Below are 21,246 nucleotides of genomic sequence, written 5' to 3' on the forward strand. Positions count from 1 at the left end.
ACACGTCAGGACCGACCATGGCGACCGCCCTTCTCCGCTCCCCCACGCACCGCCCAACTCGTCAGGCGCCGCGCCGCTTCAGCGCGCGCCTCACCCCGCTGGCCACCGCGCTCGCACTGGCGTGGCAGCCCACGCTGCACGCGGCTGCCCCCGCGCCCACGACTGTGCCGGTGCCAGCGGCGAACTGGCGCGTGAACGGCACCGGCAGCAGTGCGCCGGTCAACACCTCGAACGGCCAGGGCGGCACCAAGCAGACGATCAACCAGACCAGCCAGCGCGCCATCTACAACTGGCAGAGCTTCGACATCGGTGCGAACAGCGAGGTGCTGTTCAACATGTCGCAGCAAGGTGCCAGCGCGCTCAACCGGGTCACCGGCTCGACGGCGCCCTCGCAGATCTTCGGCAAGCTCACGGCAACGAACAAGGGCGAGATCTTCCTCGTCAACCAGAACGGCATCCTGTTCGGCAAGGGTTCGCAGGTCAACACCGGCTCGCTGATCGCCTCGTCGCTCAACATCAGCGACAGCACCTTCCTGTCCGGCTTCGCCGAGAGCCTGCAGACGCCCAGCGACACCAACCGCCATCCCGCTTTCCGCTACGACGGCGACGTGGCGAACTTCGTCGACAGCAAGAACTTCGTCCGCGTCGATGACGGCGCGCACATCACCACCGACAGCGGCGGCCGCGTGTTCCTGTTCGCCAAGCGGGTGGACAACGCCGGCAGCATCCAGGCCCCTGGCGGGCAGGTGGTGTTGGGTGCGGGCGGCGAGGTGTTCCTGAAGCTGCCCAGCAGCGAATCGGGGCTGTATGCCTCCGAGACGAATCCTGCCGTCTCCGCCGTGCGCGGCTTCCTGGTCGAGGTGGGCAGCGGCCCGGCCGAAGGCGCCCTCGGCCACGGCAGTGCCAGCAACCTGAGCACCGGCAGCATCAGCACGCCGCGCGGCAACACCACCATCGTCGGCATGGCGGTGAACCAGATGGGCCGCATCAGCGCCACCACCAGCGTGAGCGAGAACGGCTCGGTGATCCTGCGCGCACAAGCCTCGCCAACGATCGTCGTCAACGAGGCCAACGTGCCGGTGCTGCGCGCCACCGAGAGCGGCGCCGTCACCCTCGGCCCAGGCAGCCGCATCGACATCGCGCCAGACGCCTCCACCGCCACCAGCACCGACAGCGCCGGCTTCGCCACCTCGCACATCGACATCGCCGGCCGCTCGGTCGAGTTCCAGCAAGGCGCCAGCATCGTGGCGCCGAGCGCCACGGTGAACGTGCGGGCAGAGACCACGCCCAGCTACAACGCCCGCCTCACCACTTCGGGCGGCTCACTGGCCGCAGGAGACCCCAACGCACGCATCGTGCTGGGCGAGGATGTGGTGATCGACGTGTCGGGCACGACCACCGCGCAACGCTCGGTGGCCGACCTGTTCGTCACGACCGAGCTGCTGGGCAGCAACGATCTGAAGGACGCACCGGTCCAGAAGGACGGCCTGCTCTACCGCTCCATCGTCACGCTGGACACGCGACGCGACTCGGCCATCCTGGGCAACCTGGACAGCTACCGCTCGGGCATCGAGCGCGGCGTCACCGAGCGCCTCTCGCGCGGCGGCACGGTGAACCTGCGCGCCGAGGGCGCGGTGCTCACCCACGGCAGCTCCAGCATCCGCGTCACCGGTGGCCGGGTCGGCTACACCGGCGCCACCGTTTTCCAGACGCAGCTGGTGGCCGACAACGGCAGCCTCTTCGACATCAACACCGCGCCGTCCGACCTCGTCTACTTTTCGGCGCTGAACATGCAGACGCCCGGCCGCGTGCAGTACGACCGCTGGGGCCGCGTCGTCGAATATGGCACCGTCGTCGGGCGTGCCGAAGCCGGCTACACCGAAGGCCGCGCCGCGGGCAGCGTCTCCATCGCCGCGCCGGTGGTGATGCTGCAAGGCGAGTTGAAGGCCGGCACCACAGTGGGCGAACGCCAGGCCGCCGGCCTCGACAAGGCCGCCCACGCCGGCAGCCTGACGATCGGCGCCACGGTCAATTCTCAGCTCAACTTCAATGACACCGGCGGATTGAACAAGTTTCCCGATGCCGTTTTGTCGCAGTTCACGGTGTCTGCTTCAGGCCCGTCGCTGCCCGGCGACGTCTGGAGGGCGCCCACCAGCGCGAGCCTGTCTGATGCATCCGGCATGTCCATGTCGACACTGGCCTCCGGAGAATTCGCCGACATCACCATCGTCGCCAACGGCCGCGTGGGCTTTGAACACGCCAGCTCCCAGCCGTTCCACTTGTCCGATGGGGGCAGCCTGAGGTTGTGGTCCGGCTATGGCGACGTCCACCTGGGTCAGAGCCTGCGGGGCGCGAGCGCATCAGTCGATTTGCTCAGCCGCGACAAGGTCAGCCTGTTCGACGACCAGGGAACCCCCATCCCGAAACGAACCGGTTCAATCGTCATAGAAGACGGTGTGACCGTCGACCTGCGCGGAGAATGGGTCAACCAGTGGCTGGCGGGCGGCCTGCAGACCACGGCCTACACGCGCGGCGGCCAATTCAGCGCCAGCGGCTTTGGCGTCGAGCTGGGTGAAGGCAGCGTGATCGACGTGTCCGGCGGCGCCTATGCCGCACTCAACGGTGCCGTCACCGGCGTGGCAGCCGGCGCGATCACCCTGCAAGACTTCACCGCCCTCAACGACGCCACCCACCCCACCCTGAAGCTGAATGGTGAGCTGCGCGGCTACTCGGCGGCATCGAGCCAGGGCACGAACAGCGGCGGCGGAACGCTGACGCTCAAGACCGCGCGCATCGTCGTCTCGAACGACGCCGCAGATGCTCGCCCCGATGCGTTGAATCTCGGCAGCAGCTTCTTCGACCAAGGCGGCTTCGGCAGCTTCTCGCTCGACGGCCGGGTGTCGCTCGATGTGGCCGAGGGCACGCGCATCGCGCCCACCACCGCGGTGCGGCAAGCCACCGTGCTGTCTCGCTATGTGGCCTCGGCAGACAACGCCGACTCGGCACTGGCCGATGGCCTCGCGCCCGGCCTGCGGCGCGCCGGCGTGAACCTTGGCCTGGCCTCGTCGGGCGACACCAGCGGCGATGACCTCGAAGGCCGCACTGGCGTGCTCACCGTCGCCCAAGGCGGCGATCTTCAACTCGGCCCCCAGGCCAGCGTGGACCTGCGTGCCGCGCACCGCCTGATGCACTTCGGCCGCATCGAAACGCATGGGGGCCAGGTGTCGATGAGCCTGGCGTCCAAGGGCCTGGCCGAGTCCAACCACCTCTGGCTCGGCACGGGCAGCGTGATCGACGTGTCCGGCACGACGCTGTACACCCCCGATTCGACCGACGGCCTGTTGCGCGGCAGCGTGCTCGCCGGCGGCACGATCAACCTGAATGTGGGCACTGCCAACGGAATCCTGGGCAGCCTGGTGCTGCAGCAAGGCGCCCGGCTCGATGCCCGTGGCAGCACCGGCACCCTGGATGTGACCGAGCGTTCTGCGGCCGGCGTGCAAACCACCCGCCAGCAGGTCGCCAGTGCCGGTGGCGCGGTGAACATCGCGGGCAACGGCGATCTGTGGCTGGAGGGTACCGTCGACCTGCATGGCGGCAGCGCCACCGTGGCAGGCGGCAGCCTCAGCGTGCAGCAACTGGCGGGCCGCGCCAGCTTCTCCGACAGCGACACCGGCTCCTACGACCCGCGCACCTTGCAACTCGTCAACCGGGCCGGACACGACACGGCCTCGATGACCGCGCAGGATCTGGCCGGCCCCTCAGAGCTGACGGGCCGGGCCGTGGTAGCGGCCGACTGGTTCAACGCTTCCGGCGCCAGCGATCTGCGGCTGGCCACGGCGGGAGAGCTGCGCCTGTCCGACAGCGTGGAGCTCAACGTCCAGCGCAACCTGCAGCTGGTGACGCGAGGGCTCTCCGCCGATGAAGGCACGCACTCGCACCTGAGCGCCGGCAACTTGTGGCTCGGCACCAACCGGGCCGACATCCTCCAAGGCAACGGCGATCTGCAGACGCTGGTCGCCAGCACCGGCAGCGCGAGTGTCGATCTCAGCGCACGCGCCGGCATGGTCCTGGACGGCCACGTCACCACCCAGGGCATCGGCTCGCTGGGGCTGCAAGCCCAGGGAGATCTGCGGCTGCAAAGCCGCGACGATCTGGTGGGCGGGCAGTATGCGGGTGGGCTGGCCACCCAGGCGGATCTGACCATCTCCGCCGCCCAGGTCTACCCGGCCACCGACACCCGATTCACCATCGACGCGGCCGGTCACTCCGTCACGTTCCAGGGTGGCGACGCCCAGGCCGTGATGCCCTACTCTGCACACGGCAGCCTCATCGTCAATGCGGCCCGCATCGAGCAGGACGGCGTGCTGCGGGCGCCGATGGGTCACATCGAGCTGCACGCCAGCGAGCAATTGCACCTGGGCAGCCACAGCGTCACCTCTGTGTCGGCCGATGGATGGCAGATCCTCTACGGCCAGGTGGATTCGGCCGGCGGACACTGGACCACCCCCACCGGCAGCGCGATGAACACCCCGCCGGACAAGCAGGTGCTGCTCGACAGCGCGTCGGTCATCACCTCGGCCGGTTCGCTGGTCGATGTGAGCGGCGGCGGCGATCTGATCGGCACCGAATTCATCCCGGGCAAGGGAGGTTCCGCCGACATTCTGGCGGGCGGCCGCGGCAGCTATGCCATCGTTCCCAGCCACGGTGCAGCACTGGCGCCCCACGACCCGAGCTTGGCCGCGGGCGAGGCCGCGCTCGGCAAGCAGATCGTCATCTCTCAGCCCGTGAAGCTGGGTGATGGCAGCGTGCTGCCCCCTGGGCGCTACACCCTGATGCCGGCACGCTACGCCATGCTCGACGGCGCCTTCCTGGTGCGTGCGGTGGCCGGCAGCCAGACCCTGGCCGAAGGCGCCAGCGTGGGCCGCACCGATGGCTCGGTCACGCTCGGTGCGCGGCTGGCCGATGCGGGCAGCTCGTTCACCGACGCCCAGCCGAGCACCTGGCAGGTGATGAGCAAGGGCATTGCGCTGAAGTACAGCGAGATCCGCAGCACCAGCGCCTCGAAGTTCTTCGCCGACCTGGCCACCAAGGCCGGCGTGGCCGCGCCGCAGTTGCCGCGCGACGGCGGCAGCCTGGTGATCCGGGCCCAGCAGGCCGATCTGCAAGGTCAAGGCCGATTTGCAGCCGGCAAGGACGCCCAGGGGCAGACCGGCTCGGCGGGCAGCCTGGAGATCGACGCCACGGCGATCGAAGTGCACGCCGGCACCACCGCCCCCACCGGCGACGGCGTGCTGCACCTGAGTGCCGCCCAGCTCAACCAGTACGGTGGCGGCACGGTGATCCTGGGTGGCACCACCGCGGGCGCCGCCGACGACGGCACGCGCATTCAAGTGCGTGCCAATTCGGTGGTGTTCGACCAGGGCGCCGACGCGTTGACCGTGTCGGGCCTGGTCGCCGTGGCCACGCAGGACATCGATGTGCGCGATGGCGCGGTGTTCACCCCGGCTCCACGCACGGGCAGCGCGACGCCCGTCCAGTACGTGATCGAAGGCAACGGCGCCGCGATGCGCATCGACGCGTCGGCCGGCGCCGGGCTGACCCGCACGGGCACCAGCAGCGACACCAGCAGCAGCCTCAGCGTCGGCCAAGGGGCCGCCTTCCACGCCGCCCAAGGCAGCCTCGTGCTCGACAGCAGCGGCAACAGCCATATCGACCGGCGGGCCACGTTGCGGGCCGCCGACGCGCTGATTTCCGGCCAGGCCATGGTCATCGGCGCTCGCGGCCCGGTCGACGACAAGCTGGGCTTGACCCCCGCTCAGCTCGCCGCGCTGGGCACGGCCGACCACCTCACGCTGCGCGCCTACGACCGCATGAGCTTTGTCGACGGCGCCTCGCTGGGTTCGGCCTCGCTCGACAGCCTGGTGCTCGACACCCCGGTACTCGATGTGAACCAGGCGTCTGGCGGCGCGCAGGTCACGGCCGGCTCGGTCATGCTGACGAACACCACCGCGCGCGCGCCCGGCGTGCTGCCGGGGGGCACCGGTCAGTTGTCGGTGAATGCCACCACCGCGGAAGGCGGCAGCGGCGAACTGCGCCTGGGCGCTGGCCACGTGGCCGTGGCAGGCGCGGCACAGTTGAACCTCAGCGCCGACCGCGGCATCAGCCTGGTCGGCACCGGCCAGTTGGTGGCCTCGAACCAAGTCACGATGCAGGCGCCAGCCATCACCGCGGCCGAAGCGGCGGCATCGCACAGCATCCAAACCACCGGCGAGGTGCGCATCATTGGCAGCGGCGCAACACCGCAGCTGGAGCTGTTCGACGGTGGCGCCTTCAGCGTCAACGCCGATTCGGTGGACATGCGTGGCCGCATCGTCATGCCCTCCGGTCAGGTCAGCTTGCAAGGCGAACACGGTGTGCATCTGTCGGCCGGTGCCCGCATCAACACCGCGGGCCGGTCGATCACGCTGGACAACCAGGTGGTGGAGCAGGCCGGAGGCCAAGTCACCCTCGGCAGCGCCGCGGGCAACGTGGCGCTGGATGCTGGCTCATCGGTCGATGTCTCCGGCGCCGGAAGGACCGGCCGCGGCGGCTCGCTGAACCTGCAGGCGGCCATGGGCGAGGTGCGCTTCGAAGGCGCGCTGATTGGCCGCACGGGTGACGACGCGATCGGCGCCAGCCTGGCCATCGATGCCGGCCGCGACCTGCGCCTCACCCAACTCAGCCAGAAGATCGAGGGCCAGTTCACCGACAGCCTCCAGCTTCGGCAACGCGAAGGCGACATGACGGTCGCACCGGTCGTCGCACTGAAGGCCCGGAACATCGACATCGCGGCAGACGCCGGGCAGCTGACCGTCGCCGGCACGCTCGACGCCACCGGCGCCGAGGCCGGCCGCATCACGCTGAGTGCGCGCGACGACCTGAACGTTGGCCAGGGTGCCCAGTTGCTGGCCCGCACCGACACCGCTGGCGCCAACGGCGGCCGCGTGGCACTGAATTCATCGCAGGGACAGATTCGCCTGATCGAGGGCAGCCTGATCGATGTGCACGCGGGCGCCGCCACCGACACCGTCACGCCCGATGGCGGTCGCGTCGAGCTGCGCGCACTGCAGCATGGCAACAACGTGGCCATCAGCGCCCTGAACGGGGAGATCGTCGGCGCCTCGCGCATTGACGTGCAGGCGGTGAAGGTCTACGACAACGTGTCGACGATCAGCAACTTCACCGATGGCAGCACGCTGGGCCGCGCGCGTATCGAGCACGACGCCGCACGCTTCATCGGCTTCTCGGGTGAGAACGCCGAGCGCATCGCCGAACGACTGCTCGCAGGCAACCCATCACTGGCTGGCGTGCTGAAGATTCACGCCGAAGCCGAAGTCCGGTCAAACGGTGATCTGAAGGTGACGTCGGGCGCCGACTGGGCCTTGCCGACAGAATCGATCAACACTGGCAACCAGTTCGTCGGCGACACCTCCCTGACGCTGAGAGCCTCCGGCAACCTGTATCTGGGGCGCGGAATATCTAGCGGTCTCAGCATCGACCCGTGGGGTTACTCGCTCGGTGTGCCGACCAGTGACAACGGCGGCTCGGTGCGGCTGGTGGCGGGTGCGGATCTCAAAGCTGCCCGGGTCGACTCAACCGGTACAGCGGCTCACGAGCTGACGCTGGCTGCCAAGATGGCGCACTACTACCCGCTCTACGACAGCTACACCTACAGCTTCACCGGAAGCAGCACCGGCGACTTGACGCTGGCCGCCAGCGGCGACATTGACATCGCCCACGCGGGCACCCGCCTGCAAACGACCGGCACACGAATCGATGCCGAGACTCAGGCTGTGCTGGATGTGTTCGCAGACTTCGAGCACGGGGGCGATCTTCCAAGGCCCGAGGCACTCTTCGGCGGTCGCAACGGTGGCACTGTGCAACTGGTTGCAGGGGGAAACATCCGCAGCGTAGCCGGGCAGCCCGAGATCTCTGGCTATGGTTATGACGGCGTCGGATCCTGGGACGGGCGCCATTGGGCGTTCGACAACTCCCTACTCTGGAGCAACCATCCAGAACGGCTCAATCGCGGCGTGATAGCCGGCGGCGGCGGCGCGATCGACGTTCGTGCCGGCGGCGATGTTCTCAATTTGGTCGCGGTGGCGCCCAGCAGTGGCTACCGCCTTGAAACGGGCACCGCTAGCGGATCAGCAGAGGAACGGCATTTCAGCGGCGGAAGTGTCCGGGTCGAGGCAGGACGCGACATTGTCGACGGCATGTACGAAAGCGGTGGAGCCGAGTTGACATTGAGGGCCGGCCGCGACATCACCTATCGCACCGAACCTGGCAGCTCGATCAATCAAGTCGGTACCCGCGTCTACTACGAGAACAATGACATCCACATCGACGCCCGGCGCAACGTCGATCTCGCCAAGCTCAGTGCACGGTTCGCCAACTACGAGTCCGCACTGAACGGCTCCAACATCCAAGGGCTGGATGGAGATGCGCGAGCCCAGGTGACTGCCATTGGCGGCTACTTGTCGCTGAACAACCTCGCACAGTCGACAGGCAATGACATCGGCCTGATGCTGCTGCCCGACCGGACACACCTCGCCGCACCTTCCGGGAGCATCGACATCGCCGCCCAACTGCTGCAACAGCCGCAGAACGATGGCGAACTGACCGTATTGGCCGGACACCATCTCAGCATGCATGACAGCCTGACGGTGAACGCCACGCAGACCAGTCAACGCACCGGCGCCTGGTGGCAGACGCAGGAAGAATCCGACCTCGAAAAGGCCGGTCTGATGACCGATGGTCCGACCTTACTCGATCAGAGCAACCGCACCCCGGTTCAGTTCGTCGCTGGCGACGGCGACCTCGCCTTCGACGGCAGCGGCGGAGTGCTTTCCGCCCGGCCGTTGCGCCTGGTTGCCGGAGGCGACCTGTACCTGAGCGGCACGATCTCGGCGCAACACCAGCCTCGCACCGCCGAAAGCTCGTCACTCTCGGAGCAGACGTTGCTACATGCAGGTCGCGACATTGTCTTTCACGACTCGAAGTTGCCCGGCGCGTTTGGTCAGCTTCAGATTGCCGGCCCAGGCGAAGGCCTGCTGCTGGCTGGGCGCGACATCGATCTCGGCGCCTTGACGGGCACCTCGGGATCGGGCGTGATGGCCGTAGGCAATACCACCAACATCTTGCTGCCATCGGGCAGCTCAGCCCTGACGTTGGTGGCCGGCCTGCGGGGCGACGGCACCGACTACGCCCAGGCCGTCGGCCGCGGCTTTGCCGTCGTTGGAAGCTCGGCCTTGGCGCAACGCGCTGGCGATGTCTACGCGCTGCTCAGCGCGAAAGACGCCGGCTCGTTGACGCTGGGCAGCGCGGCCGCCCAGGCCTTTGATGCCCTGGGCACCACCGAGCAGTTGGCCGCTGTCAAGACCCTGATGGGCGCCGCGGCCTACGACCAGGCCCTGGCCCAGTATGTGCGCAGCCTTCCTGGCAACGCGCAGCTCAGCGACAGCGCGGCCCTGGCGAAGTTCTCCAAGATGACGCCGGCGCGCCAGGATGCGGCGCCCGGCGCCCTGCTGAGCGGGCAATTCGCCACCGCATCGGCGGACGTGCGCCACAGCTTCCTCGCGCAAGTGGCGGCCGCCGACACGCCGCGCCAGGCCCAGGCGCTGCAGCGGTGGATGAAGCTGACCACCGGCCAGACGCTGTCGCTCGACCAGGCCATCGTGGCCTTCGAGTCGCTGCCGGTGGAGCGCCAGATCGGTTGGCTGAATCAGATGCTGGTGGAAGAGGTGCGCACGGCCGGCCGCGCAGCCGCCACCGCCACGGGGGTCGACAAAGAAGCGGCCTACCTGCGTGGCTACCTGGCGATCGACAGCATCTTCCCCGGGCTGCGGCCAGAGGGCGACATCCGCATGCCCAGCACCCAGGTCAAGACGGTGCAGCACGCCGGCGCCGAGCTGGTGGCCCAAAGCCAACAAGGCGGCATCACCCAGCGCTCGATCGATCTGAACGCGATCACGCTGGTGACGCCGGGCGGCGCCGTGAATGCGGGCGAAGTCGGTGCCACCGACCAGTCTCCCAACAACCTGGGCGTGGTCACAGTCGCTGGCGGCGACATCGCCGCGATCGCGAAGCACGACTTCCTCGTCAACCAGTCGCGCGTCTTCTCGCTGGAGCGGGGCGACATCCTGCTGTGGTCGTCCGAAGGCGACATCGATGCCGGCCGGGGCGCCAAGACGGTGACCGGCGCGCCGGCCCCGGTGCTGCGGCTGGACCCGCTGACGGGCCGCCTGTACCTCGACACCTCTGGTTCGTTCACGGGCAGCGGTATCGCCGTGCTCAACGAAGACAGTGACCTCGACCTTTACGCCCCCAAAGGAGCGATCGATGCCGGCGAGGCGGGCATTCGGGCCCGGGGCAATGTGTTCCTGGGCGCGGTGGTCGTGCGCGGCGCCGACAACTTCCAGGTGGGCGGCAGCGTGGCCGGCAGCTCGATCGGCACGGTGCCCGTGTCGCTGCCCGCGGTGGTGGCGCCGGTGCCGGCCGAGGCCCAAGGCGGCGGCACCGACGACGAGGACGAGCGCCGCAAGCGGCTGCGTGCGCGCCGCCAGCTGCTGCTCGATTTCCTGGGCTACGGCCGCGGATAGACCTGGGCAGCTTGACCACACCCGCACCTTGATGGCCTTTTTGAAGAGACGACAACCATGATCCGACAACTGCTGATGAGCCTGGTGGCCGGCGCGGCGCTGGTGGGAACCCCGGCCCACGCCTGGTGGAACGACGACTGGAGCGAACGCGCCCGCATCGTGCTGGACACCACCGACAAGGGCCTCGCGCTGCCTTCGGCGCAGAACGATGTGGTGGTGCCGCTGCGGCTGCACTCGGGCAACTTCGACTTCGCCGCCGCAGCGCCCGATGGCGCCGACCTGCGCGTGATCGGGCCCGACGACAAGACGCCGCTGCCCTTTGAAATCGAGCGCTTCGACACGGTCAATGAGCTGGCGCTGGTCTGGGTTCGCCTGGGTGCCGTGGCCCAGGGCAGCGACAAGAACGTGGTGCACGTCTACGCCGGCAACGCCAAAGCGGCCGCCGACGCTCGCGCCCCGGTCTTCGCGCAGGGCTTTGCCAGCGTGCTGCACTTCAGCGAAACCGACGGGCCGCTGAAAGACGCCGCCGGCGGACCTGGCAGCAACGGCAGCGTGACGCGCGAAGCCAACGGCTTGCTCGCGGGGGCTTTGCGCCTGGCCGGCGAGCCGGTCGAGGTCCCCTTGCAGGGCCGGCTGAAGCTCGCCGCCGGCGGCGCCTTGACGGCATCGATGTGGGTCCGCCCCGACCCGGGCGCCGGCCCGGCCACCCTGCTCGCCCTCGGCCCGTTGAAGCTGGTGCGCGCGGTCGACGAGGTGGAAGCGCAGCTCGATGGCAAGAAGCTCAGCGCCGCCGCCATGCCCGCCTCCGCCTGGACCCATGTGGCGCTGACGGTGGCGGGCGGCAAGGCCACGCTCTACATCAACGGCAAGGCCGGCGGCCAGGCCGATGTGCTGCTGCCCGATGCCACGCCCAACCTCGTGCTCGGGCAGGGCCTGCAGGGCCTGATCGATGAAGTGCAGTTGCTGCCGGTAGCGCGCGACGAAGGTTGGGTGCGCCTGGCGCACGCCGCCCAAGGCGCCGACAGCGGCTTCGTCCGCGCGCAGAAGGAAAGCCAGGGCTCGGCCGGCGGTGAAGAAGGCAGCACCAGCTACTTCGGTGTCCTGCTGAAGAACCTCACCACGGATGCGTGGGTGGTCATCGTGATCCTGCTGGTGATGTTCGCCATCGCCGCCTGGGTGATGGTGAGCAAGGCGATGCTGGTCGCGAAGATCGACCGATCGAACGATCTGTTCATCGAGAAGTTCCGCGCTTCGACCACGCCGGAGTTCGGCAACGACGAGGAGTTCCAGGGCTCGTCGCTGTGGCGTCTGTACCAGATCGGCACCCGCGAGGTGGCGAAGCGCCGCACCCAGGGCATTGAGACCCTGAGCGGCGCCAACCTCGACGCGATCAAGGCCACGCTCGATGCCACGCTGGTGCGCGAGAACCACACGCTCAATGCGCGCATGGTGTTGTTGACGATCGCGATCTCCGGCGGCCCGTTCCTCGGTCTGCTGGGCACGGTGGTGGGCGTGATGATCACCTTCGCGGCCATTGCGGCGGCGGGCGACGTGAACGTGAACGCCATCGCCCCGGGCATCGCGGCCGCGCTGCTGGCCACGGTGGCGGGCCTCGGCGTCGCGATTCCGGCGCTGTTTGGCTACAACTGGCTCGCCTCACGCATCAAGAACATCTCGGCGGACATGCAGATCTTCGTCGACGAGTTCGTCACCCGCGCCGCCGAGCTGCACGGAGCTTGACATGAGGCCGCCACGCCCCCTTCCCGGGGCTGCCCCCCGAGGGGGCTCGCGCAGCGGTCCGGCCCAGCCGGGCCCACGCACGCCACTTGAAGCGGGCGGCACTTCGCGCGCCCCGAGGAGCCACTGATGTCGGCCGATGTACGCACCGAGAACGCACCCTATGACGACATCAACATCACGCCGATGCTGGACCTGGCGTACGTGCTGCTGGTGACCTTCATCATCCTCACCACCGCCTCGGTGCAGGGGGTGAAGGTCGATTCGCCGAAGACGGAGGCGGCCAGCTCGCTGGCCAAGCCGCAGACGCGAGCCATCACCATCACCCGCGACGGCGCGATCTACCTCGACGCCTACCCCGTGACGCTGGACGAGTTGTCCCAACGGCTGGCGGTGATGAAAAGCGGCAACCCCGCACTGCCGGTGGTGCTGAAGGCCGATGCCCGCACCGCCTACCAGAAGGTCACCGAGGTGCTGGAGATCGCCAAGAAGCTCGACATCACCGAGATCGGCCTCGTCACCCAGCGCGCCACGCGCTGAACCGGATCCATCGAAAGGCCCCGCCATGTCCATCCAGGTCGGCAACGAATCCAAGCCCTACGACACCATCAACGTCACGCCGATGCTGGACCTGGCCTACGTGCTGCTGGTGGTCTTCATCCTGATGACCACCGCCTCGGTGCAGGGCCTGAACATCAGCATGCCCAAGCCTTCGAACCAGGCGCCCACCGAAAAGCACGACCTGCTGATCGTGCAGGTGGCCGACAACGGGCAGTTGCTGCTCAACGGGGCCGCGCTGTCGATCGACGAGATCGAGGCGCGCCTGGTCGACGCCAAGGCCCGCGATCCGAAGATGACCGTGGCCATCAAGGGCGATGGCGCCGCCGCTTACGAACAGGTGATGCAGGTGATCGACCTGTGCAACCGCCTGTCGGTCGACATGGGGCTGATCACCTCCCGCATCGGCACCTGAAGAGAAGGAACTCGCGATGAGCCGAACCAATACCGCATCAGCCCCCCCGCCGCGTTGGCGCACGGCCCTCGCCATCACCGTGGTGCTGCTCGCGGTGGCACTCGCCGTGCTCGGCCTGCGCCGCTTCATGCAAGGCGCGGCCCAGCCGAAGCAGCAGGTGGCCCGCATCGCGGTGCTGCCGGACAAGCTGCCGCCGCCGCCACCGCCTCCCCCGAAAGAGCAGAAGGAAGAGCCGCCGCCGAAATCCGCCAAGGAAACGCCAGCGCCCGACCCGCAGCCCAAGCCCCAGAACCCGGCGCCCGAGCCGCTGAAGATGGAAGGCGCGACGGGCACCGGCCCCAGCGCCTTCGCGGCCGGCTCGGTGACGCAGGACTATCGCGGCGGTGCGCCCACCATCGGTGGCACCGCCGCCTCCGGCGTCGGCAACGACAACGCCCGCCGCGCCCAGGAGCGCCTGTACGCCAACGCCGTGCGGCAGTTGCTGCGCGACGAACTGGAGCGGCACCTCAGCGCCGACGCGGGCGAACTGACCGCCACCTTCGCCCTCTGGGTCGAGAACAACGGCCACGTCAGCCGTTGGGAGATCGAAGACCACGACGCCCAAGTCGAGGCCCGGCGGCAGGCCGCCCTGAAGAACGCCCTCGATCAAAGCGCAGAACGCCTGCAACTGCCGCCTCAACAGATCGCGCTGGCCCAGCCGATGCGCTTTCGGCTGACGGTGCGGCCGGGCGGCTGACCGCCCGCCCCCTGACCTTTCAGACTGACCGGAGAACGATGAATGCCTGTTGACCACCTCCCACGGGGCGCCCGCGTGGTGGCCATGTCCACGCTGGCCTGCGCGGCCCTGGCGGCGCTGATGCCCAGCGGCGCGCACGCCCAGGCCGGCGCCGCGCCGGGCTCGGCCGAGAGCGCCGAGCGCGCCTCGCTCACCGAGTTGCGCAACACCACCCTGGCCCTGATCGACGCCCTGGTCGAACAGGGCCTGTTGACGCGGGCCAAGGCGGATGAGCTGATGCGCAAGGCCCGCAGCGGCCCGGCCACCACCGGCAGTGCGGCCGAGGGCGCCCAATGGGGCCAGCCGGCCCGCCCGGTCGTGCGCGTGCCCTACCTTGCCGAGACCACCAAGGCGCAGATCAAGGAAGATATCCGCAACGACATCCTGGCCACCGCGCGCGACGAGGGCTGGACCGATGGGCGCAAGCTGCCGGGTTGGTTGAAATCCGTCAGCGTCGAAGGTGATGTGCGGGTGCGCGCGCAGGGCGAGCTGTTCGACAAGAACAACGCGGCGGCCGATCTGTTCACACTGCAGAACTACACGCAGGAATCACCCGCCTGGGCCCCTGACCTGACCAACACCCAGAACGACCGCTCGCGCATGACGGTGCGGGCGCGTGTGGGTGTCACCGTGAAGGCAGGCGATGTGTCGGGCGGCGTGCGCATCGCCACCGGCGGCGCGTCGGGCAGCCCGAGCTCTGAATCGCAGACGCTCGGCAACAACTTCAACCGCCTCGCCGTCGGCTTTGACCGGGCCTGGCTGCAGTGGGAGCCCGTGCAGGGCGACTGGCTCAAGGGTGGGCGCATGGCCGTGCCCTTCGACCACAGCGAACTCTTGTGGCCAGACGACCTGGCGATCGATGGCATCGCCGCCAAGGGCGAACTCGACCTGGGCCCGGGCCTGTACGGCTTCGCACTCGGCGGGGCTTTCCCGCTGGAAGAGTTCGCCATCGTCAAACGCGACCGGTGGCTGTACGGCGCCCAACTGGGCGTGGACTGGGCCTCATCGAGCGGCGACTGGCAACTGCGTGCCGCGCTGGCCTACTACAACTTCCAGAACATCGCCGGCGTGCGCGAAGACGGGCCCCCGCCCGTCAACCAGAACGTGGGCACCATGCCCTACCTGGCCAGCCAGTACTCGGCGTCGGTGCGCCAGAAGGGCAACACGCTGATCAACCTGAACGCGCCGATCTGCGTGATCACGCCCAGCACGCCGGGGTGCAGCAGCACGGCCACCTGGGGCCTGGCATCGAAGTTCCGCCCGGTGGACCTGACGCTGGGCATCACGGCCAAGTTGTTCCGGCCCTACCAGGCCAACTTCGATGTCGACATCGTGCGCAACACCGGCTTCGATCTGGCCGACATCAGCCGCCGCGCCGGCCTGGACCTGAGCGGCCTGAAAGAGAAGACGACGGGCTACCAGCTGAAGCTGGGCTTCGGCATGCCGCGTGTGAAAGATCGGGGCGACTGGCGCAGCTTCCTGGCGTATCGCCATTTCGAGCGTGACGCCTGGGTCGACGCCTTCACCGACAGCGGATGGCACGGTGGCGGCACCAACTACAAGGGCTTCGGCGTCGGCGGCGAGTACGCCTTTGTCGACAACGCCAGCATCGGCCTTCGCTACTTCAGCACCCGCGAGCTGGACGATGGCCTGCGCTACACCAACAGCAACGGCCAGCAGGTGGGCAACATGAGCAGTGCGCCGCTTCGCATCGACACCGTGCAGGTCGAAGCCAACCTGCGCTTCTGATGGGGATGAAGATGACCGCCACCCGATCGTCCGCCTCCACTCGAGCCTGCCGCTCGCCATGGGCGCTGCTCGTGCTGACAGCACTCGCCGTGCACAGCGGCGCCTGCTTCGCCGAAGACGACAAGCGCAGCGCCCAGCTGCGCGAGGCCGCCCGCCGTGCCCAGCAGCAGTTGCAGCAGGCCCAGCAGGAGCTCAATGCCGTGAAGGCCGAGCGCGACAAGCTCGCGTCGCAGCAAGGCGCGCAGCAGCAGGCACTGGCCGCCGCCCAGGCCCAAGGCCGCGGTCAGATCAGCAGCCTGCGAACGAGCCTCGACCGTGCGAAGGCCGACGGTGAGCGCCTGCAGGCCGACCTGCAGTCCGAGCGCACGCAGCGCGAAACCCTGGCGCGCGAGCTGCAGGCCAGTCAGGGTCAATGGCAGTCGACCAGCCAGGCGCTGGAAGAGCAGCGGCGCGTGACCCAGACGGTGGCGGCCCTGCTCGAACGCAGCGTGAAGGCCCTGGCAGCGGCCGAAGAGGCCAATCGCCAGCTGCAGGCCCTGGGGCTCAAGGCGGTGGAGGCCTACACCCAGGCCACGCCCGAAGCGATGCGCGCGCACGACGAGCCCTTCCTGGGCCTGGCCGCCGTGCGGTTGGACAACGAGGCGGAAGTGCTGCGGCGCGACATGGCGCAGCACCGCATCGTGGCGCCCTGAGCCCTCCCCCGGGGCGCCCAGGCGCCCCGAGCCCTCTCTCCAAGGCGCCCAGGCGCCCCGAGCCCTGCCCCTCAGGCGCCCTGGTGAGCGATCCGCCGGGCCGGCGGCATCGCCGGCGTGCGCCATTCGCCGCGGGTGAAGCGGCCCACATGGGCCAGCGCCGCACCGATCACCTGGTGCATGTCGAAGTAGCGGTACTCGGCGAGCCGCCCACCGAAGTGCACCTGGCCGCCGAACGCCTCATCGGCCAAGCTGCGGTAGCGCTCGTAGCGCCGACGGTTGGCTTCGGTGCCGACGGGGTAATAAGGCTCAAGGCCAGGCCCATGGTCGGCCGGATACTCGCGGGTGATGAGCGTGTGCTGCACGCCAGGTCGACGGCCGGGGCTGCTGCGGTCGAAGTGACGGTGCTCCAGGATGCGCGTCCACGGCACCTCGGCCTCGGTGAAATTCACCACCGCATTGCCCTGGAAGTCGCAGGTGGGCAGCAGCTCGCGCTCGAAACGCAGTGAGCGGTACTCGAGCGCGCCATGTGCGTGGCCGAAGAAGGCGTCGATCGGCCCGGTGTAGATCACGTGATCGAAGCGCGAAATCCAGTGGCGCGCATCGGGAAGAAAGTCGATGCCGCACTGCACCGGCACGCCCGCCAGCAGGCGATCAAAGAGTGCCGAGTAGCCGCCGATGGGAATGCCCTGGTGGCGATCGTTGAAGTAGTTGTCGTCGAAATCGAAGCGCACCGGGATGCGCTTGATGATCTCGGCCGGCAACTCGGCCGGCGAGCGCCGCCACTGCTTGCGGGTGTAGCCCTCGATGAACAGGCGGTACAGCGTCGGGCCCACGGTGGCCAGGCAGTGTTGTTCCAGATTTGCTGGCTGGGCGATTTCGACGCGCTCGCGGGCCACGGCAGCGCGGGCCTCGGCGGGCGTTCGCACGCCAAACACCTGGTACAGCGTGAACAGGTTGATCGGGAAGCTGTACAGCTGCCCGGCATGCTGCACCTTGACGCGGTTGACGAAGCTGTTGAACCGCGCAAAACGGTTCACGTACTCCCAGATGCGGTCGCTGTCGGTGTGGAAGATGTGGGCCCCGTGCATGTGCTCGTGGCAATCGGCCTCTTCCACGTAGCGCGTGACGCAGTTGCCACCCGGCGCATCGCGCTGCTCGATCACCAGCACCTGGTGACCCGCGTCGTGCAGTTCGCGGGCACACACCGCGCCATACAGCCCGGCGCCGACGATGAGGATGCGGGCGCTCATGAAGGCCTTGTCGACAAGAAGAAGAGAGGTGTCACGGCGCCAAGCATCACGAGATCAATCGCATCGACATCGCCTCGGCCACCGCGTGCGCACGGTTGCGGGCGCCGAGCTTCTTCTGGATGCTGCGCAGGTGGTTCTTCACGGTCAGCGGGCTGATGCCCAGCATCACCGCGATCTGAGCATTCGCCTTCGCCTCGCGCACCGCGGCCAGCACCTGGATCTCGCGATCGGTCAACGGGCGCCCGCCGCTGCCATCTGCACGCCCGCGGGGCCTCGTCTCGGCCATCGCGCCGTTGGCCGCGTACACCCTCGACAAGGCGAAGCGCAGGTAGGGCATCCACAAGTCCAGTGCACAGCGGGCAGCCTCGCTCGGCGATTCAGCATCACCTTGGCGCAAGAAGGCGACCTGCACCTCCTCGCCCTGCCCGCCCAGGCCACGCAGCGCGTGGACCAGCACATGCGCAAAGCCACTGTCCACCAGGCCCACCGCCGTTGGATGGGTCGACCACGCCGGCGCGCGCAGATCGATGGCGAGCGCGCGCTCGCCACCGGACACCCAGGCATCCGACCACGCCGACCACAGGCGCAGCCCGGTGTCCGACAGCTCGCCCTCCAGTGTCTTGGGCAGCGGCACGCAGTTCAGCACATGGGTCTGGCGGCCGCCTTGACGGCCGGTGTCGGTGCGCAGCAAGGCCAGGTCATGGGGCAGGAAGCGGTAGACATGCAAGCGCAGCCAGACGAAGAACTGCTGTGGCGAACCCACCTGGTGGGCCGCTTCGGCGGCACGGAGGAACGCATCACCCACATCGGGTGCGTCGGGCGAGGTGGACAGGGTGGACAGCATCAGCTCAACCGCAGCGCGTGCGACGTCCCCAGGGTCCTGGCCCATGCCGTGGCCGAGGGCTCGCGGCGAAACGAGGCGTCGACGGCAGGGTGCATTTCAGCGATCAAGGCAGGCATGGGGGTACGGCTCCGGGCTTCCGATCTCGGTGGAACCCAGATCGAGAAGACGCGGCAGCGTAGGGCCCGGTCATGACAGGCCGATGGCAGGCCCGGGTGGTTTTTCGTGCCGGGTTGACGCGAAACCGTCACACGGCGCCGTCAACATCCGCGGCGGATTCAACTTCGCTTCCGGGCGGCCGGGCCCGGGCCGCACCACCTGCCGTGTCTGCGCCGTTCCCCCCGACCGATATCCCCCCCTGGCACCACCATGCCGGGCTTGACCTGTATCGCCTGCAGGCGCTGGACCGCTCGATGCTCGGCGCGCCCTCCCTCTATCTGGCTGCCAGTGAGGGGGTGGCCTGGCAAAGCACCTGCGGTTCGATCGACCTGCGCGCCGACGACTGGCTGGGCAGCGGCACGCTGCGCAACAGCTTTTATGTGGAGCCATGGGCGCGGCTGAGTTCGGTGCGAGATCTCTCGCTGGTGATCGATGCCCAAGGCAGCCTGCGCGTGCGGGTGATGTGCGCCTCGCTCGGCCAGCCCGCCCAGGTGCTGCGTGAAGCGCACATGGACAACGACCTCCCAGGGCGCTGCGTGCTGCCCATCGGGGCGATCGACGCGCTGCCGGCCAACAGCCGGCTGTTCTGGCACATCGATGCGATCGACGGTGCCCGCCTTCATGACGCCGTGTGGTGCAGCCGCACCCGTCCCCATGGGGCCACCCGCCTGGCGGTGCTGATGCGCACCTATGGCCGCACACGCGACCTGCGGGCTCAGCTCGACCGCCTGGCCGAAGCCGCTGCGGGCGATGCGCACCACAGCGCAGCGCTGGCGCGCATGAGCTTCTGGGTGCTGGATGCCAGCCCCGACGCGCCTGCCCTCTGGGACGACGCCGATCGCCACGGGCTGGACCTGCGTGTGCTGGAAGCCCCCAACCTGGGCGGTGGCGGCAACGCCAGCCACCTGATCCACCACTTTCTCGCCGCGTGCGATGAGGCACCGGGCGAGGCGCCGCAAGAGGTGCTCATCCTGGACGACGATGGTGCGGTGTCGATGGAATCGATGTCGCGCTACCTCACCAGTTGCAGCCTGCGCACCCGGGCCTACGTCGCCAGCCTGCCCATCTTGATGAAGAGCCGCCCGACCCAGGTGTGGGAAGACGGCGGCTTCTGGGGCCGATTGAATTTTCAGCAGCAAGGTGAATTCGGTCGACGCCGCAATCTCTCGCCGCACCTGCTGAAGCACGGCCTGTCGCTGGAGGGCTTCGAGCACCTGGATGCGTTCGGCCCGCTGAACACCTGCGAGTACGCGACCTTCATCTTCTTTGGCCTGCCCACCGATCTGCTGCGGCGCCTCGGTCTGCCCGCCGCCTTCTTCCTGCGCGGAGATGACATCGAGTATTCGCTGCGCGCGCAGGCCGCCGGCGTCGAGGTGATCACCAATCCCAACCTCGCTGCCTGGCACGAGCCCGGCCACAGCCCGGGTCAGGAGTACATGGCCATCCTGCATGCGGTGTTGATCAACCTGACGCACTCCGACGGTGACGCGGCCGACCTTGTCCGGTGGTTCGAACAGCGCCTGGTGGAACATGCATCGATCGACGACCTGGCGGGCATCCAGCTCTACCAGCGAGTACTCGATGCCTTGCTTGATCTCGACGGGCCCTTGCTCACCCCGGGCTTCGAACAGCACTACCTTGAGGTGCTGCCCGATTGCGCCATGCCGATGGCGCCGCTGCCCCAGGGTGACCGGCAACGATGGGAGCGCGAGGCCCAACAGCAGGGCTGGCTGCTGCGCCCCTTTCTCTACCCCGGCTACCAGCCCGACGCCGACCGGCACCGCGCCACCGTGCTGGTGAACGCCGGCGCCGGCACCTACCGTGAGCTGGCCCCCATCGAGCCCCGGGCTCGTCTGCAATGCATGCAGCAGTACCTCGAACGGCTCCAATCGATCGCCCAGGGCTTCGACGTGCTGCAGGCCCATTGGCGCGAGCGGCTGGCGGCGTCAGGTCGGGACGCTTTCTGGGCCGAGGTGGCAGGCCGGCACGCCCCGTCGACACACACCGTGCTGCACACGGCGTTCCGGGCCCGCGAAGCGACGCCTGAAGCATCGTCGCTGCCATTCGGGCAGGCGGCGCTGGCACCTGCGGTGCCCATTCGCGAACTGCGCGAGCGCATGGAACGAGAGCTGGCGCAATGGGCCCAACTGCGCCGTGGCGAGGCCGGCACCGCGCGCGGGCACCGAGCGCCACGCCCCTCGCGCTGGATCGATCGCCTGTGGGCCTGGTGCCGTCGGGCCGCCTCGCTGACACCCACGCCCCCCCGGCCGACGCTGGGCACGAATCGTCTGGCCCCCCTGCCGGTGGATTTCGACCCGGCCCAATACCTGGCCCTGAATGCCGACGTGGCCCGCACGGGCATCGACCCCGCACACCACTACCGACGCTTCGGTTCGGCCGAAGGCCGCCGCTACCGCCTCTGACTGC

10 protein-coding genes are annotated in these 21,246 nt (G+C 68.7%); 8 read left to right on the forward strand and 2 right to left on the reverse strand.

Annotated elements, in window-relative coordinates; genetic code table 11:
* The first annotated feature begins 17 nt into the window (after positions 1-17).
* From AACH06_RS17885 to AACH06_RS17915, 7 genes are all read left to right on the forward strand, one after another.
* Positions 18-10,640, forward strand: coding sequence for a filamentous haemagglutinin family protein (locus AACH06_RS17885; RefSeq protein ID WP_341427109.1), 10,623 nt, complete (start codon positions 18-20; stop codon positions 10,638-10,640).
* A 57-nt stretch (positions 10,641-10,697) separates the two neighbouring features.
* The gene (locus AACH06_RS17890) at positions 10,698-12,380 is read left to right on the forward strand and encodes a DUF2341 domain-containing protein (protein WP_341427110.1); all 1,683 of its coding nucleotides are present in this window, start codon (positions 10,698-10,700) and stop codon (positions 12,378-12,380) included.
* Positions 12,381-12,506: 126 nt separating this feature from the next.
* The gene (locus tag AACH06_RS17895) at positions 12,507-12,917 is read left to right on the forward strand and encodes an ExbD/TolR family protein (protein ID WP_341427111.1); all 411 of its coding nucleotides are present in this window, start codon (positions 12,507-12,509) and stop codon (positions 12,915-12,917) included.
* 25 nt (positions 12,918-12,942) lie between these two features.
* Entirely contained in the window at positions 12,943-13,350 is a 408-nt protein-coding gene (locus tag AACH06_RS17900) for an ExbD/TolR family protein (protein WP_341427112.1), read from the forward strand.
* A 16-nt stretch (positions 13,351-13,366) separates the two neighbouring features.
* Complete coding sequence (locus AACH06_RS17905) at positions 13,367-14,086, forward strand: hypothetical protein (RefSeq protein WP_341427113.1); 720 nt, start codon at positions 13,367-13,369, stop codon at positions 14,084-14,086.
* A 42-nt stretch (positions 14,087-14,128) separates the two neighbouring features.
* Positions 14,129-15,874: a putative porin gene (locus tag AACH06_RS17910; RefSeq protein ID WP_341427114.1), complete on the forward strand. Its 1,746-nt coding sequence runs from the start codon at positions 14,129-14,131 to the stop codon at positions 15,872-15,874.
* 11 nt (positions 15,875-15,885) lie between these two features.
* The gene (locus tag AACH06_RS17915; protein WP_341427115.1) at positions 15,886-16,566 is read left to right on the forward strand and encodes a hypothetical protein; all 681 of its coding nucleotides are present in this window, start codon (positions 15,886-15,888) and stop codon (positions 16,564-16,566) included.
* Between the two features lie 71 nt (positions 16,567-16,637).
* On the opposite strand, the gene glf is transcribed toward AACH06_RS17915, so the two are convergent.
* Positions 16,638-17,819, reverse strand: coding sequence for a UDP-galactopyranose mutase (gene glf / locus AACH06_RS17920; RefSeq protein WP_341427116.1), 1,182 nt, complete (start codon positions 17,817-17,819; stop codon positions 16,638-16,640).
* A gap of 46 nt (positions 17,820-17,865) precedes the next feature.
* Entirely contained in the window at positions 17,866-18,663 is a 798-nt protein-coding gene (locus tag AACH06_RS17925) for a helix-turn-helix transcriptional regulator (RefSeq protein ID WP_341427117.1), read from the reverse strand.
* Between the two features lie 320 nt (positions 18,664-18,983).
* Here AACH06_RS17925 and AACH06_RS17930 point away from each other — a divergent pair, with 320 nt between their 5' ends.
* Positions 18,984-21,242 (forward strand): hypothetical protein, encoded by a 2,259-nt coding sequence (locus AACH06_RS17930; RefSeq protein WP_341427118.1) that lies wholly within the window; start codon positions 18,984-18,986, stop codon positions 21,240-21,242.
* Positions 21,243-21,246: the final 4 nt, after the last annotated feature.

Source organism: Ideonella lacteola, assembly GCF_038066555.1.
Lineage (GTDB): Bacteria > Pseudomonadota > Gammaproteobacteria > Burkholderiales > Burkholderiaceae_C > Ideonella > Ideonella lacteola.